A 15,295-nucleotide genomic window follows, 5' to 3' on the forward strand; every position below is an offset into this window, starting at 1 on the left:
CAACGAGATTTTTATTGACGCGCACACGAACCCTTTGAGCCTCCCACGGTTAGTGCAGCAACCTATTCTCTCCTTCAATTATTCTATAATTCATTTATTAGCTTCGCTGCTGCCTACGGCGGTCGCTGACTCCCAGACTAACTGTAAAGTAGAAAGACTCGCTTAAGCCCTTGATTCGCGTTAACCAGACCAATAGCCCAAATTATGCCCCGCATCCTCCTGGCCCTGGCCATCTTCCTAACCTTCTACGGTTACCTCAGCGCCCAAAATCTGGACCTCCCCGCCTTCAACCAGGCCAGTATCGACCATCAGAAAACAGCCATGCTGACCCTCGGCGGATGGGCCGTAACCAACATCGCCCTCGGTGCTACACTCCAGGGGAATGCCGAGGGCTCCACGAAGCATTTTCACCGGATGAATGCACTTTGGAATACCGTCAACCTCGGTATCGCCGGCCTGGGCTACTTCGCCGCCCTGAAGACCGATCCCTCCGCTCTGGACATGGCCACCAGCCTGCAAAAGCATCACGCCTTCCAAAAGGTCCTGCTTTTTAACGCTGGCCTCGATATCGGCTACATCGCCGGTGGCCTCTACCTGACCGAACGGGCCAAACGGCCGGATGTGAACCAGGACCAGCTAAAAGGCTTCGGCCAGAGCATCATGCTTCAGGGCGCTTTCCTGTTCGTCTTTGATTTGGTGAATTATTTCATTGCCAGTGGTCGGGACAGCCAGGTACCGGTGCTGCTGGGCACCACTGCGGACGGAATTGGATTGAGTTTTATCTTCTAAGCGCAAGTGGGCTTTGCCCCGAGAAGGAAGCGGAGCTCTCTTGAAAAAATAATATAGGAGTCTCTCGGGGCCATAGCCCTTGAATAGGTTCCTTATGTTGCAAGCTGCCGCCTGCCTCTGGTGGTCGAGGAATGAAGTTCGCAAAAGCAAGCCAGGGTGATATTAATTTCGTTCCTCGACCACTAGCCCAAACACAAGGCTAATTAAACGTTAAACCGACTTGCCTGGCCTGCGGAGGGTGGCCCTTTTTCGTTTGTTTATCAACCTGAAAAACTATTACACCAATGTTGTACCGTTTACCCGTCCTTTTTCTATTCCTTTTCCTCTTGTTCACCAGCTGCATAAACCGGGGGAACTACCACTACGGCGGATCCTTTCCCAACGCCCAACTACCAGCTATCGGTAAGAAAATCGGCGTGTTGGATCCTCGCGGCCCGTTTGGAGACGTCAATGCCCGTAAAACCTTGCACGCAACTTTTAAACGGACGTTTGGGAAGTGTGAGGATACGGTCGTCTACACCGAAGACCAACTCAACCAATTGGCTCAGCTACCCGCTATCTACGGCGATTACCTTTCGGATAGTAACCTGGACTGGTTTGTGGAGCAAACCGATCTCGATTATCTGATCCTGACCGATGTTGGCCCGGGCAGGCTCACCGATGACCCTCAGCCCTTAAACATTTCCACGGCCGACCGCGAAGCATCCGTAAGGGTTATTGTTTATGACCTCGCCGACGGCGGGGAACTCAAAAACATCACCGTGACCGGTAGACTCAACCTGGATGTGGATAAGCAATTCTGGGAGCTGGAAGCGTCAGAGGAGGGCCTTGGAACCTTTGCTCTGAAAAAGGCGATGAAGCGGCTGGGGAAGTTTACTGATTGTCGGTAGCCTTTATGACAGCTCAGCACAAGTCCCAACCGTGGGCAAAAGCGCTGGGGAACAAAGCTTGATGTAGATTTAGTTAATCACAGGTCGGTAACAATTTTCTGCCTTTCCTGCTTGCTGCCCGTTACTTTGCAGCTGTCCCGATAGCTATCTGGGCGCCCTGAAAAACACTTTAATGTATCGTCTCATTCTATTGCTATCACTTCTTCTCTGGTCTGGATGTCGCGCTGATTCAAGCCCTCCAGAGGGTGCTTTTGCGGAGCAAACGTCCGATTTAAGTGATCCTGCTGCTGATCCAGGCTACGGCATCTTTGAAGTTGAAAAAACTAAATGGGAAGAAAATACGGGCTGTGGCCCTAACCGACAGTACGACCTTTTCATCAGGCCCGATTCCGGCGGTTATCTTGTATTCGATGAAGTGCTGATTGGTGAAGAACTCCATAATTTCCTCCTGGATTACGTCACCAACCCAGATCGATTGCCCAACTACCCCTGGAAACCAAGTTCGGCTTACTTTAATCTGGTGGATGCCTCGGCTGATGAAACCGCCTGGAGAAAAGAAGGAGTCTCCATCATCCAAGCCGTTTATTATGAACTATGGAAGGAGGAGGCCCATCAACAATTTGGCCAGCCTTATACTGATTTGCCACGCAGCATAAAAGAGGTAGTTCTTGAAAAATTTCCAATGCAGGTGTGTTTGGCAGGCCCATGGTTCATTCCTTCGCCGCCGCCACCACCTCCGCCAGCCATTGAGTAGTTCGGAAACGAAAGAGCTGCAACCATTCCCTCCCTAAACCGTTTTATTACTCTCCAATTATCAGTAAGCTATCCGCCTTCGCGCGGCCATTAAAGGTTATTCCAGGAGAAACATTTCCTGCCCGGAGGATTAGACTTTCCCTTGAACGTCAAAAGTCTTCCGAAAAGCTCTTTAATGACCGTGCGCTCTTTACCTTTGCGCCCCGTATGAAGCATATCCGCAACTTCTGTGTCATCGCACACATCGACCATGGCAAGAGTACCCTCTCTGACCGTCTCCTCGACTTTACCCAATCAGTGGGTGAACGCGAAAAGATGGACCAGCAGCTTGACGACATGGATCTCGAGCGTGAGCGTGGTATTACCATCAAGAGTCACGCCATTCAGATGCACTACACCCACACTGATGGGACGGAGTACGTCTTCAACATGATCGATACCCCCGGGCACGTCGACTTCAGCTACGAAGTCTCCCGCTCCATCGCCGCCTGCGAAGGCGCGCTGCTGCTGGTAGACGCCACCCAGGGTATTCAGGCCCAGACCATCTCTAACCTGTTCCTTGCCCTGGAGCACGATCTGGAGATCATCCCCGTCCTTAATAAGGTGGATATGCAGACGGCCCGGATCGACGAAATGGCCGACCAGATGATCGAACTCACTGGCTGTGCCCGTGAAGACATCATCGAAGCTTCTGGTAAAACCGGTATCGGTGTGCAAGAAATCATGACCGCAGTAGTGGAACGCGTGCCAGCGCCAAGCGGCGACCCGGATGCACCACTGCAGGCCCTGATCTTCGACTCCGTATTCAACCCCTTCCGTGGTGTTATCGCCTATGTGCGGGTCATGAACGGTACGCTGAAAAAGTTGCAGGAGGTTAAGTTCATTGCCACCGGCGCGAAGTACACCGCCAATGAGGTGGGCGCTATGGAAATCACGCCCAAACCGCAGGGGCAGATCGGCTGCGGTAGCGTAGGCTACATCATCACCGGCGTAAAGAACAGTTCAGAAATTAAGGTGGGAGACACCGTCACCCTGGCCGAAAACCCCGCGAAGATGCTCTCCGGCTTCGAGGAAGTTAAGCCGATGGTATTCGCCGGTATCTTCCCGCTGGACAATGACGACTTCGAGATGCTGCGCGACAGCCTCGAAAAACTGCAACTCAACGACGCCAGCCTGGTCTTCGAAGCCGAAACTTCGGCCGCCCTCGGCTACGGTTTCCGCTGTGGCTTCCTCGGTATGCTCCACCTGGAGATTGTGCAGGAACGCCTCTTCCGTGAATTTAACATGGACGTCATCACGACGGTACCAAACGTTACTTACCGGGTCACGGACACCAAAGGCGTGGTCACCGAAATCCGTAACCCGGCCGAACTGCCGGAGCAAAACAACCGGCAGATGGTGGAAGAACCCATCATTTATGCCCAGATCATCACCACCACCGAATACATCGGTGCGATCATGAACCTCTGTATCAATAAGCGGGGAACGCTTACGAAACAGACCTACCTCAGCCCCCAACGTGTCGAGCTGCACTTCGTACTGCCGTTGGCCGAAATCGTTTTCGATTTCTACGATCGCCTCAAGTCCATCAGCCGTGGCTACGCCAGCTTCGATTACCAGCCGAAGGATTACCAGGAGACCGACCTGGTCCGGATGGACATCAAATTAAACGGTGAAAATGTAGATGCCCTCTCGGCGCTTGTTCACCGCTCCAAGGCTCGCTACGTCGGCGCCGGAATGTGTAAAAAACTTCGCGAATTGCTACCCCGTCAGCAGTTCATGATTGCCATTCAGGCCGCCATTGGCGGGAAGATCATTGCTCGTGAAACCCTTTCTGCCATGCGGAAGGACGTAACCGCCAAGTGTTATGGTGGTGACATCAGCCGTAAGCGGAAGCTGCTGGAAAAGCAGAAGGCCGGTAAGCGGAAGATGCGTCAGTTCGGTAGTGTGGAAGTGCCGCAGAAGGCGTTTTTGGAGTGTTTGAAACTGGACTAATGACGGTTGAGGCTTGGTAACCACTAAGGCATTAAGGTGACTAAGCGCTACACTAAGGGAAAGTGTGGGAGCGGAACCATTAAGGCTGCTTCGCAGCTTAGGACATTAAGGAGATAAAGGCAGCGAGGAAAGTAAAGTTTGCTACCCGCAACTTTTTGCACGAGACCGCGCATTAATACCCATACTACGTGATAGCCAGGAACGGCGTTTCTTCGAATCCAAATCGACGTGTCGCAGGTTCGATTCCTGCCCGGGTGATAAGGCAACTTTAAGCCCCGGTAGCTCAGTTGGTAGAGCAGTTTGTATCGCCGCCCGTTTTTCTTCACGTGGTTTTCGCCCCCTTCAGGATCTCTGGTCTTGGCGGGGGTGATTTTTTTTTGGCGGGGCCGCAGGAGCAAAGGAAGAGTTTAAGGTGCAAGGGACGAAAGGTGCGCAGGCCCGGAGGGCCGTTTCTTATAGCGGTGGGGTTCACCCCATCGTTTTCGTTGTCCTATCGCACCATCAACCGCCCACTACCGATCAACCGTAAGCCCCGCCGGATAGCATAGCAGTAAATCGCATCTTCTTTGACGACCAGCCCACTAAGTTACCGGAGCCAAATCTTAGATGCAACTGGTTTTACCTAACCACAACTGGAAGGTTATTTTTATTTAGATCCTCTTCAAATTGAATGTCTATACATTATCTGTAGCAGCTGGAACCTACCTTGTTGGCTCACTCACGAATTACCTATCCATGGATTTACCCAAAGTAGCTGCTCCCAACCCCATTCCCGTCGAACTCGTAGCGGGTAGCACCTACGCCTGGTGTACCTGTGGGTTGTCAGATAAGCAACCGTTTTGCAACGGTGCCCATAAAGGGACCGGTTTTGCACCGAAGGTATTTGTAGCCGAGGAGACGAAGACGGCTTATATGTGCCAGTGTAAGCAGACCGCAAATCCTGGATTTTGCGACGGAGCGCATAAGAACCTTTAATTAGCTTTCGCGTAGTTCAACCTTTGAGCTATCCGGCTAATTAATTTTTAGAAAGAGAAACAGCTTTTTGGTCGGAGCGGCAAGGGACTGCTACGCAGCTATTTTTCTCACAGAGGTTCGCACGGAGGGAGGCGCAGAGGGAGCACAGAGCTACGTGTACCATCAGTTGCTGTGTCCTTCGGGGCTGGCAATGGCGGTTACGTCTGCCATCGGCGGTTCAGCCAGTGTGATTTCCTTGCTTATAAGTTCCTTTCTCTGCACCTGCGTCCGCGCCCATCTCCCAAAGCAGTCAAGCATTGTACTGGCACAGCTAAATCCGCCCATCAATAACTACCACTATACCAACAACTAGCCCTAGCTTTACGGCAGGTCAGTACCTGAGTTTGCGCTTGCCCGACGAGCGCAGCTAGCATCCGTGCCGGTACTACTAGACTATCGACTACTAGACTACCAGACTAATATGCCTCAAGCTTACATTTACCAAGCCCTACGTTCTCCCCGCGGCCGTGCCGACGGCAGCACCGCTGATATGTATGAGGTGAAGCCCATTGACTTGCTCAGTCAGTGCCTGAAGGCCTTTCAACGCCGGACCGGAAGGGAGGATCTTCCCGCCAGCATCGATGACCTTATAATAGGATGTAATACCCCGGCCGGAGACCAGGGCTATAATATTGCCCGGGCGGCCTTGTTGAATGCAGGGTGGGGGCAGGCGCGTGGTGGTCTGCAGATCAACCGCTTCAACACTTCCGGCCTGGAGGCGATCAACCTTGCGGCTGCCCGTATTCACGCTGGCTATGGCGAAGTAATGATCGCCGGCGGTCTGGAGTGCATGAGCCGGGTGCCGACTTACCTCAATGGCGGACCAATGATGAATGACCCCGCTACAGTTATCAACAGTCATTACATTCCGCAGGGGGTAGCGGCCGATCTCGTGGCCAGTTCACACGGTCTTAGCCGGGCCGAGCTGGATGAATATGCGGTAGGTAGCCACGCCAAGGCCGTTGCCGCAGCCAAAGCCGGACATTTTCGGGGAAGCCTGGAAACCATCACGGATTCGAATGGGCTCGTTATTCTGGCCGAAGATAGCATCCCCCGCCCCAACCTTACGACGGAAGACCTGGCTGATCTGCCTCCCCGCTTTGCCGAAATGGGCTTATCGGGTTTCGACGAAATGGCCCTGCATCGTTTCCCTTTGGTCGACCACGTTGATCACCTCCATTCCTTTGGCAATACGAGTAAAGCCGCCGATGGGTGTGCACTTGCGTTGCTTGGAAGCGACCAGGCGGGGAAATCCCTGGGATTGAAACCCAGAGCGCGTATTCGTGCCGTAGCGATGAGTGCCGTTGACGCCACCTTATTAACCGGAGGTGTTAATGCTGCGGACCTTGCGTTGCAACAAGCCGGCCTTGAGCGTAAAGACATTGACCTGTGGGAATTCAACGAATCCTTTGCTGCCCCGGCTATCCGTTTCCAACGTGGAGTCGGAATAGCAGACGACCGCTTCAACGTACTGGGCGGGGCGATTGCCCTGGGTGAACCCCTGGGGGCCGTCGGTGGAATGATGCTTTGCCACCTCCTTGACGAACTGGAACGACAGGACTTTACCCTGGGCAGCCTCACGATTGATGCGGGTGCTGGTTTGGCGGTATCAACGATTTTTGAGCGAGTATAGGGGAGATTTACCTCCCCACTCAACTACCTTTACATTCTTGCCATCTACAAAGTCCGCAACTTGCAACCCCTGCAACGGAGCACAGTGACTTTGCAACCTGCAACCTGCAACCTGCAACCTGTTATGATTAACTACCGCAAAGACACCGATGATATTGTTACCCTCATCCTTGACATGTCGGGGCGGGCAAGTAATTTGCTTAACCATGAGTTGGTGGCGGCTTTTCGGCCAGTGATTGCGCATTTGCAAAAAGAGAAAGCTGCAGGTCGGCTACGGGGGGTGATCATCTCGTCGGCAAAAAAAGATTTCCTCCAGGGAGGGGACCTGGCCTATATGCTGAAGTTGAAGGACGCTGAAGAAGCCTTTAATGCCGCCCAATTGCTCAAAGCTTTTTTGCGAGACCTGGAAGTTCCCGGCGTACCGGTAGTTGCGGCGATAGACGGAGATGCTATCGGGACAGGTTTTGAGCTTGCCCTGGCTTGCCATCGGCGCATCGTTACGGTAAACCCAAAAATTCGTCTGGGGCACCCTGAGGTGCGGATCGGCCTAATTCCAAGTGGAGGAGCGGTGATCCGCCTGATGTGGCTATTGGGCATAGAACGGGCCTACCCGCTATTGCTGGAGGGCCGGAGGTACAGCCCCCAGGAAGCCCTCAAGGTTGGTCTTGTGGATGAGTTGGCGGCTGATCCGGTAGACCTGATCCGAAAGGCTAAAGCCTGGTTGCTTTCTAACCCGCCCACCCACCGGCCCTGGGATGCGGAGGATGGGGAGATTCCCGGCGGCTCCGCCGCCGAGCCCAACCTTGGCCATCGCATCCGGCTGCTTACCGCCAGGCTGTCGGCCAATACCTACGATCTATACCCCGCCCAGCGCGCCATCATTGACCTGCTGGCCGAGGCATCGAAAGTTGATTTCGAAACGGCCCTGCGTATAGACAGCCGGTACTATGCCCGGGTAGCAACCGGAGAGGTAAGTAATAATATGATCTCAACCTTCTGGTTTGATAAGCAGGCCATTCGGACTAACGGCCTTGGCCGACCGAAAGGTTACGGTAAATTTCGCCCGCGCAGGGTGGGGGTGATCGGTGCCGGAAGGATGGGGTCGGGTATCGCCTTTCTTTGCCTTCGTAACGGGTTAGAAGTGGTGTTGAAAGACGTTAGCCAGCCCATTGCAGAGCGGGGCAAAGCCTACGTGACCGAACGGATCGACGAGTACATCGAGCGGGGCACCTTCCAGCCTTCAGAGCGGGAAGAGCTTCTGAGCAGAATCACGACGACAGATAAAAGCACCGAGTTTGTTGGTTGTGACCTGGTCGTAGAAGCAGTGTTTGAAAACAAGGCCGTTAAACAAAAAGTTACCCGTGAGGCGGAAGAGCAGCTGGATGAATTCGCCGTTTTTGCAACGAATACAATATCCATTCCAATTACCGAATTAGGGAAGGAGAGCCTCCGGCCAGAAAATTACGTGGGGATTCATTTCTTCTCCCCCGCGGAGACTTCTTCCGTCGTGGAGGTTATTAAAGGAGGGCGGACCAGCGAGGAGACCATCGCCCGGGCATTTGACTTTGCCACCACCATCCGGAAGATTCCCCTGGTCGTAAAAGACAGTTGGGGATTTTTTGCCGCCCGGGTACAGAATACCTACATCCTGGAAGGTGTCACGATGCTGAACGAAGGGTACCCTGCCGCCCTGGTGGAGAACATGGGCCGACAGGCAGGTATGGCCCTGGGGCCCCTCGCGCTGGCCGATAAACTTGGGTTGGCCCTGGTGATGCGTTATGAAAAGCAGGCCGCCGCTCACTACGGAGACAAATACCAGCAACATCCGGCAGTTCCGGCGCTAAAAACGATGCTCGACGATCTGGGGCGGGGTGGAGAGCAAAAGCGCGCTGGGTTCTATGCCTATAACGCTGATGGAACTGCGCGCCTCTGGACGGGTATCGATGACCACTTTCCGGTAACCAAAACAGACTACGACCGCCGGAGAATGAAAGACCGTTTCCTTTTTAGTCAGGTCATCGAATCTGGTTGGTGCCTGCAGGAAAAAGTGATTACGGAACCCGCCGCTGCCAACCTGGCCAGTGTGTATGCCTGGGGCTTTCCGGGGTATACGGGTGGTGTACTGCGGTACGTGGAAAGCTACGGCAGAGCGGCATTTGAAAAACGAGCCAAGGAATTGGCGGAACGCTATGGGCAGCGCTTCACGGTGCCTAAGTACCTGCGGTAATAATTCAGATGACGGCAGTTTTGCCTGATCGAGGATATACATCAAGTATCTACATTGAGATAAAAGCAGGGCGCTTAGTGTGGCAAAGGCTTACCTGTGGGCAATTGTGTGGGAAATTTTACGTCCCGTCCGGATTTAAAAAAGCCCCGGAAAGCGCTTGTTTTCAAGCTTGTGCGAAATTTCGACTGTTTTTCAGTTAGTTACAAAGGTCCGGGGCAAAAAATAAGTTGTAAAAGGCTTGGAGGAGAACAAAGATGCGGCTACCTTTGCAGCCGCTTAAGCAATGACCCCCGAAACAGGAGGACGAAGTGAGGGCGATAACGCAAACAAAACTAAGCAATACAGTGGATACACTAAGCTACAAAACCAAGTCGGCCAATGCCGCATCGGTAGAGCGTAAGTGGCACGTGATTGACGTGGAAGGTGAGATCGTTGGCCGTGTGGCCAGCAAGATCGCTACCGTTCTTCGTGGTAAGCACAAGCCTGACTTTACCCCTCACTTCGACAACGGCGATCACGTGATCGTGCTCAATGCTCACCTCTGTCGGTTTACTGGTGAGAAGTTAACGGATAAGGAATACCTCCGCCACACTGGTTACCCCGGTGGACAGCGCAAGGCTACTCCCCGTGACCTCTTCGCCAAGAAGCCAGAGCGTGTTATTGAAGTAGCCGTGAAAGGTATGCTTCCTAAGACCAAGCTTGGTCGGGCACAGGTTAAGAAACTGCACATTTACGCTGGTGCTGAGCACCCGCACGCTGCGCAGAAGCCAGAGGTACTCAAGTAAGTGAATGGAGGAATGAGAGAAGGAGAGAATGAAGCATCGCTCATCTATCTTTCTTTTGCACCTGCGTTCCCGCATTAAAAAACCACGAGTGATTAGCTGATCCTGAAAGGGTTATTCAATTATTCACTCATTCAATTATTCAATAAGATGGAGCAAATTAATGCCATCGGCCGACGCAAGGCTTCCGTAGCCCGCGTTTACCTTACCCAGGGATCTGGAAAGATCACTGTAAACGGTAAGGACTACAAAGATCACTTTCCTCAGAAGCACATTCAGCCACGGGTTATCCAGCCTTTCCAGATTATTGATGTGGACAATGCCATTTACGACATCACTGTGAACGTAAAAGGTGGCGGCATCAAAGGTCAGGCGGAAGCGATCCGTATGGGTATCAGCCGCGCTTTGGTGAAGTTGAACGAAGATTTCAAAACACCCCTGAAGCACCAGAAAATGCTTACTCGTGACGCTCGCGTCGTAGAACGTAAGAAGTACGGTAAGCCTAAGGCACGTAAGAGCTTCCAGTTCTCCAAGCGTTAAACAGTTGTTGCAATGGTTGCAAGTGTTGCAGCCGCGTAACAATTGCAACCCCTGCAACTACTGCAACCATTTTCGCCTCTCGGCGAACAATCTCTAATCCAAGTCCAAAGCTCCATCGCAGCTACGGACCGAAAATAAATAACCCATGGCTACTAAGCCCACCCACCAGGAGCTGCTCGAAGCCGGTGTTCACTTCGGCCACCTGCGCCGCAAGTGGAATCCAAAGATGTCTAACTACATCTTCGGCGAGAAGAACGGTATTCACCTTATTGATCTGAACAGCACGCTGACCACTATGGACCGTGCCGGTAATGCAATGCGGCAGATCGCCCGTGCTGGCAAGAAGATCCTTTTCGTTGCTACCAAGAAGCAAGCCCGTGACGTTGTTACGGCCTGCGCCCAGGAAGTAAACATGCCTTACGTTACCGATCGGTGGCAGGGTGGTATGTTGACCAACTTCAACACCATCCGTCGTTCTATTCGCAAGATGCAGAACATCGAGCGTATGCTCGCAGACGGTACCCTGGACAGCGTAACCAAGAAGGAACGCCTGACCCTCACGCGTGAGCATGAGAAGATGAGCAAAGTTCTTGGCGGTATTTCTGAAATGGGACGTATCCCTAACGCCATTTTCGTGGTTGACATCGTACACGAGCACCTCGCCGTGGCCGAAGCTAAGAAGCTTGGTATGCGGACTTTCGGTATCGTTGATACCAATGCCGACCCCAGCAGCGTCGACTACCCGATTCCAGGAAATGACGACGCCAGCAAGTCTGTCGGTATCCTCATCAACTACCTCACCGAATGCATTAAGCAGGGTCTCGCTGAGCGTAGTGAAGAGAAAGATGCTAAAGCTGAAGGCGCAAAGCCTGATGCTGCAGCTCCGGCTGCAGAGCCTGCGGCTCCGACTGCAGAGTAGAGTAGAATCAGGAACCAGAAGCTAGAAATTAGCTCCTGGTTCCTGATTCTCCCCCCAAAATCAAATTAGAAATACAAAAATTATTATACGCTATGGCAATCACCGCCCAAGACGTAAAGAAATTGCGGGACATGACCGGTTCCGGAATGATGGACTGTAAGAAAGCACTGGCTGAAGCCGATGGTGATTTCGAAAAGGCCATTGAAGTGCTGCGCAAGCGTGGCGAAAAAGTAGCCGCCAAGCGCGATGATCGCGATGCCAACGAAGGTGCCGTTATCGCTAAGATCAACGATGCCAAGGATTACGGTATCATCATCCGCCTGAGCAGCGAAACTGACTTCGTTTCTAAGAATGAAGACTTTATCGCTTTTGCAAACAAGGTTGCAGACATTGCACTGGCCAATAAGCCAGCTGATATGGACGCGCTTTTTGCTCTGCCAATGGAAGGTGACCTCACTATCCAGGACAAAGTGACTGAAATGGTTGGTAAAATCAACGAAAAGATCAACGTCACTGCTTACGAGCAGGTGGAAGCTCCTTTGGTGGCTGAATACATCCACGCGGGTAACCGTGCAGGTGTACTGGTTGGCCTGAGCAAGTCTTCTGACGCTGCCTACGACGCTGGTCGTGACGTAGCCATGCAGGTGGCGGCAATGAAGCCGATCGCCCTCGATAAAGATGGCGTTGACGCAAAAACCATTGCTACTGAGATCGAAATCGGTAAGGACCTCGCTCGCCAGGAAGGCAAGCCAGAGGCGATGATCGAAAAGATCGCGATGGGTAAGCTGAACAAGTTCTACAAGGAAAATACGCTGGTCAACCAGATGTTCGTGAAGGACAACAAGAAGACCGTGGCGCAATACCTTAAGGAGTCTGAGAAAGGCCTCGCGGCCACCAGTTTCAAGCACGTAACCTTGGTCTAGAACCACCGATACATTAGCTGTACGGCCTTGTGCCGAAACGACTTGAGAGTCCCCGTTACAAATACTGTAGCGGGGACTTTTGTATGAAAGGTATCGTAAGAGAAGTAGGTGTTTCTACCTATTGTAATATGGGTAAACACCTGAAAATTAGGAGGTAAAGAAGGTTTATGGAATTGGGCTGGTTAGTTTTGATTCTAAACTTTAATTCAAGTGCCATGAAATACATTTACCTAATTATATCTTTTGCTTTTGTAATAGCTGGCAGCCAGGGGGTTCAGGCCCAGGCCACTATGGGGTTTGAAAACCTGACCACTACCCAGACTTGTACTACGGTTATTTGCCAGTACGTTGACCCTGACAGCCGCTTTTCAGCCCATGATCTTCAAGATGCTGGGGGAGTCCCCGTTTCTTCTCCGACTTCAGGAACTACCCTGGGATTTTCCGCAAGATTTACGCCTTCCCGACCTAACATTGCTGAGTTCAGCGATGGGCAATTTTTCGGGTATGCAGGTGCCGCTACGGTTAGCGATGATTTGGGACAAAACCCAACCGAAGGCGCTCAGGCATATATGATGGAAGATACAGATGGGGAGATAACGCTCACTTTTGATCTGGTTGACCTCTCCGGAGTGAATAACGCAATGTTTAGCATGGATTATATCGTTAGCGGTGGTTTTGAAGTGACTTCCGGCGTAAACGACCTGCTGCTTATTGAAATTGAAATTACTGGCTGCCCTTCAGCAACTACTCTTACCCCGCTATTTGCGAATGGAGATGGTAGTGGCGGAGCAACAAATCTTAATGGAATAACTGATGATACCTGGTTTCCTGTGTCACAAAACCTCGCTGCTTATCAAGGATGTAGGGCACAATTAAAAATCACTGTAGATAACGATAGCAGTACGGAAGAATTTGCCATCGATAACATCGTATTCACCGCCGGCACTGCCCTTCCCGTTGAATTCATGGATATCGCCGCCAACCAGCGCAAAGATGCTGTGGTCCTCGATTGGGCAACGGCCACTGAAACCGACAACCGGGGCTTCTCCGTGGAGCGTAGTACCGATGGGCGTTCGTTTACGCCAATTGGTTGGGTTGATGGCTCCGGTGAGGCGGAGACGCAGATTAATTATGAATTTGAAGACAGCAACGTGCGGATGGGGCAGGCGTACTACTACCGCCTGCGTCAGGAGGACTTCGACGGTGCTTTTGCTTATTCCTCCATCGTAGACATCACCCTGGTAGGCGAAACGAACCGGGATGTTGCCGGGCAGCTCTTCCCTAATCCGGCAGTTTCGGGGCAGAGTAATATTGAACTGTATCCAACGGAAGCAGGTGACTGGATGGTAACCGTGATAGATGTCAACGGAAAGGTACTGACCGAAACTAAGCATACCCTGGCGGCAGGCTATAACCTGGTTCCTCTCAACCTGGTAAAGCATCCGGTAGGTGCCTACCTGATCCGGGTTGCGGGAAAAGAACAAACAGTTTGCCGAAAGGTGATTCGTTAATGAACACTAGTGCTCTGTCAGGTCAATTCTGTCGCATTGAATGCTGGTGAGTTTTCTCCGCTGGCAAGGCGCTTGAACCGGAATTTAGCCGTAGCTAAATGAGGATTCAAGCAAAGCAGCCAACGGAGAAAAGACGCCGCAGGCAATGTGACAAGATTGACCAGACAGAACACTAGATCCTATTCGTTTGATTTGAACGGGGTGTTGCCTATTTGGTGGCACCCCGTTTTTTATGCCAGTTGAGTAGCTCCTACCATAACGTGGAACAGGAGGCGCGATCGCAGGTACAGGGAACGGTTGATTGCAGGCAACAACCCCGCATAATGGCTATTCGGAACGGCGAATACTGTAGCTGTTAAAGGTGTCTGCGGCCTTTCGCTGAGCACCGTAGATGATGACGGGGAGCGCACCCGCGATCCAGGCTACGAACCCGAGGTGCCAAAGCGCTGCGGTAGCGGCCACTCCGGCAGCAACGCCGATACCCGCGATCACCTTATTGGGCGCTGCTTTGATGTCGTTGACGTGAACGGTCATTTGCTCGTAGCAGTGGTCACAAGCAACGCGTAATTTCTCCCCTTTGTCTCGTTCCAACTCAACCCGGTCGGTGGCCATTGACTTGAAGGGGGTGTTCTCATGACACTTGGGGCAGGTAAAGTATTTACTCGTCATCTTAAGAATTATTTAACCACAAACCGGGGCCCATACAGAAAAAGTTGCCAACGCAGATGTTCACATTTTACGTCTTACAAGATATCAACAAATTGTCAAACAACAATGAAGCATCTGATTCTATTCTTACTCCTGGTCTTATTCACCGCTTGTGATAAAGCCGAAATTGATTCGCCCTTACCAGGCTGCGGACCGGCCATTGACATCAATGCGGACCGGGCAAACGATGCCACCGATAACTTCGCTCTCCTTGACGCCAACGTAGCGGGTAAATGCCTGACCGTAACTATTGCCGCAACCGGATGCGGTTCACAAGCCTGGCAGTTGGACCTGGTCACCGATGGTGCGATCGGTGAAAGCTTACCGACACAAAGTGCGGCCCGCTTGTTGTTTACTGACCCCGCAGCAGGAGGCATTACCTGCCAGGCGGAAATTCAGGCTACCTATGAATTTGACCTCAGCAACTACCTGACCGATGAAGTTTTGCCGACTCAATTTTCCTTACTGGATACTGGTCTGTCGTTTAGTATTGAGTAAGGGGGGGGATGTTAAGGCTAACCTGAAAGTATCATAGAATTGAAAGGGGGAATAACCGGCGCTGGTTTTTCCCCCTTTCTATATTATCTTACTGGAATCAACCAACTAACTTAC

General features: G+C 52.1%; 14 protein-coding genes. 13 read left to right on the plus strand and 1 reads right to left on the minus strand.

Features of this window, described 5'->3' with window-relative positions:
- The first annotated feature begins 204 nt into the window (after positions 1-204).
- The 12 genes from B036_RS0117605 (at position 205) to B036_RS0117660 (ending at position 13,975) form a co-directional block, all read left to right on the plus strand.
- Positions 205-789: a DUF6992 family protein gene (locus B036_RS0117605; protein WP_020570052.1), complete on the plus strand. Its 585-nt coding sequence runs from the start codon at positions 205-207 to the stop codon at positions 787-789.
- Positions 790-1,073: 284 nt separating this feature from the next.
- Positions 1,074-1,679 (plus strand): hypothetical protein, encoded by a 606-nt coding sequence (locus B036_RS0117610; RefSeq protein WP_020570053.1) that lies wholly within the window; start codon positions 1,074-1,076, stop codon positions 1,677-1,679.
- A 172-nt stretch (positions 1,680-1,851) separates the two neighbouring features.
- Positions 1,852-2,433, plus strand: coding sequence for a hypothetical protein (locus B036_RS0117615; RefSeq protein WP_026232085.1), 582 nt, complete (start codon positions 1,852-1,854; stop codon positions 2,431-2,433).
- A gap of 206 nt (positions 2,434-2,639) precedes the next feature.
- Positions 2,640-4,427, plus strand: coding sequence for a translation elongation factor 4 (lepA, locus tag B036_RS0117620; protein WP_020570055.1), 1,788 nt, complete (start codon positions 2,640-2,642; stop codon positions 4,425-4,427).
- Between the two features lie 735 nt (positions 4,428-5,162).
- Entirely contained in the window at positions 5,163-5,402 is a 240-nt protein-coding gene (locus B036_RS0117625) for a CDGSH iron-sulfur domain-containing protein (RefSeq protein ID WP_020570056.1), read from the plus strand.
- Between the two features lie 460 nt (positions 5,403-5,862).
- Positions 5,863-7,074 carry an acetyl-CoA C-acyltransferase gene (locus B036_RS0117630; protein ID WP_020570057.1) on the plus strand — a complete coding sequence of 404 codons (1,212 nt, stop codon included), beginning with the start codon at positions 5,863-5,865 and terminating at the stop codon, positions 7,072-7,074.
- A gap of 123 nt (positions 7,075-7,197) precedes the next feature.
- Complete coding sequence (locus B036_RS0117635; RefSeq protein WP_020570058.1) at positions 7,198-9,300, plus strand: 3-hydroxyacyl-CoA dehydrogenase NAD-binding domain-containing protein; 2,103 nt, start codon at positions 7,198-7,200, stop codon at positions 9,298-9,300.
- Between the two features lie 344 nt (positions 9,301-9,644).
- Positions 9,645-10,085: a 50S ribosomal protein L13 gene (gene rplM / locus B036_RS0117640; RefSeq protein ID WP_020570059.1), complete on the plus strand. Its 441-nt coding sequence runs from the start codon at positions 9,645-9,647 to the stop codon at positions 10,083-10,085.
- Between the two features lie 147 nt (positions 10,086-10,232).
- A complete protein-coding gene (rpsI, locus tag B036_RS0117645; protein ID WP_020570060.1) occupies positions 10,233-10,622 on the plus strand; it encodes a 30S ribosomal protein S9 in 390 nt (129 codons plus the stop codon).
- Between the two features lie 145 nt (positions 10,623-10,767).
- Positions 10,768-11,541 carry a 30S ribosomal protein S2 gene (rpsB, locus tag B036_RS0117650; protein ID WP_020570061.1) on the plus strand — a complete coding sequence of 258 codons (774 nt, stop codon included), beginning with the start codon at positions 10,768-10,770 and terminating at the stop codon, positions 11,539-11,541.
- A 92-nt stretch (positions 11,542-11,633) separates the two neighbouring features.
- The gene (gene tsf / locus B036_RS0117655; RefSeq protein WP_020570062.1) at positions 11,634-12,464 is read left to right on the plus strand and encodes a translation elongation factor Ts; all 831 of its coding nucleotides are present in this window, start codon (positions 11,634-11,636) and stop codon (positions 12,462-12,464) included.
- Positions 12,465-12,679: 215 nt separating this feature from the next.
- Positions 12,680-13,975 carry a T9SS type A sorting domain-containing protein gene (locus B036_RS0117660; protein WP_020570063.1) on the plus strand — a complete coding sequence of 432 codons (1,296 nt, stop codon included), beginning with the start codon at positions 12,680-12,682 and terminating at the stop codon, positions 13,973-13,975.
- Between the two features lie 327 nt (positions 13,976-14,302).
- Here B036_RS0117660 and B036_RS0117665 read toward each other — a convergent pair whose 3' ends face one another.
- Positions 14,303-14,644, minus strand: coding sequence for a hypothetical protein (locus tag B036_RS0117665; protein WP_157472200.1), 342 nt, complete (start codon positions 14,642-14,644; stop codon positions 14,303-14,305).
- A gap of 105 nt (positions 14,645-14,749) precedes the next feature.
- Between B036_RS0117665 and B036_RS0117670 the strand changes: the two genes are divergently transcribed.
- Positions 14,750-15,181 (plus strand): hypothetical protein, encoded by a 432-nt coding sequence (locus tag B036_RS0117670; protein WP_020570065.1) that lies wholly within the window; start codon positions 14,750-14,752, stop codon positions 15,179-15,181.
- Positions 15,182-15,295 lie beyond the last annotated feature (114 nt).

The sequence above is a fragment of the Neolewinella persica DSM 23188 genome (assembly GCF_000373105.1).
Taxonomy (GTDB): Bacteria; Bacteroidota; Bacteroidia; order Chitinophagales; family Saprospiraceae; genus Neolewinella; species Neolewinella persica.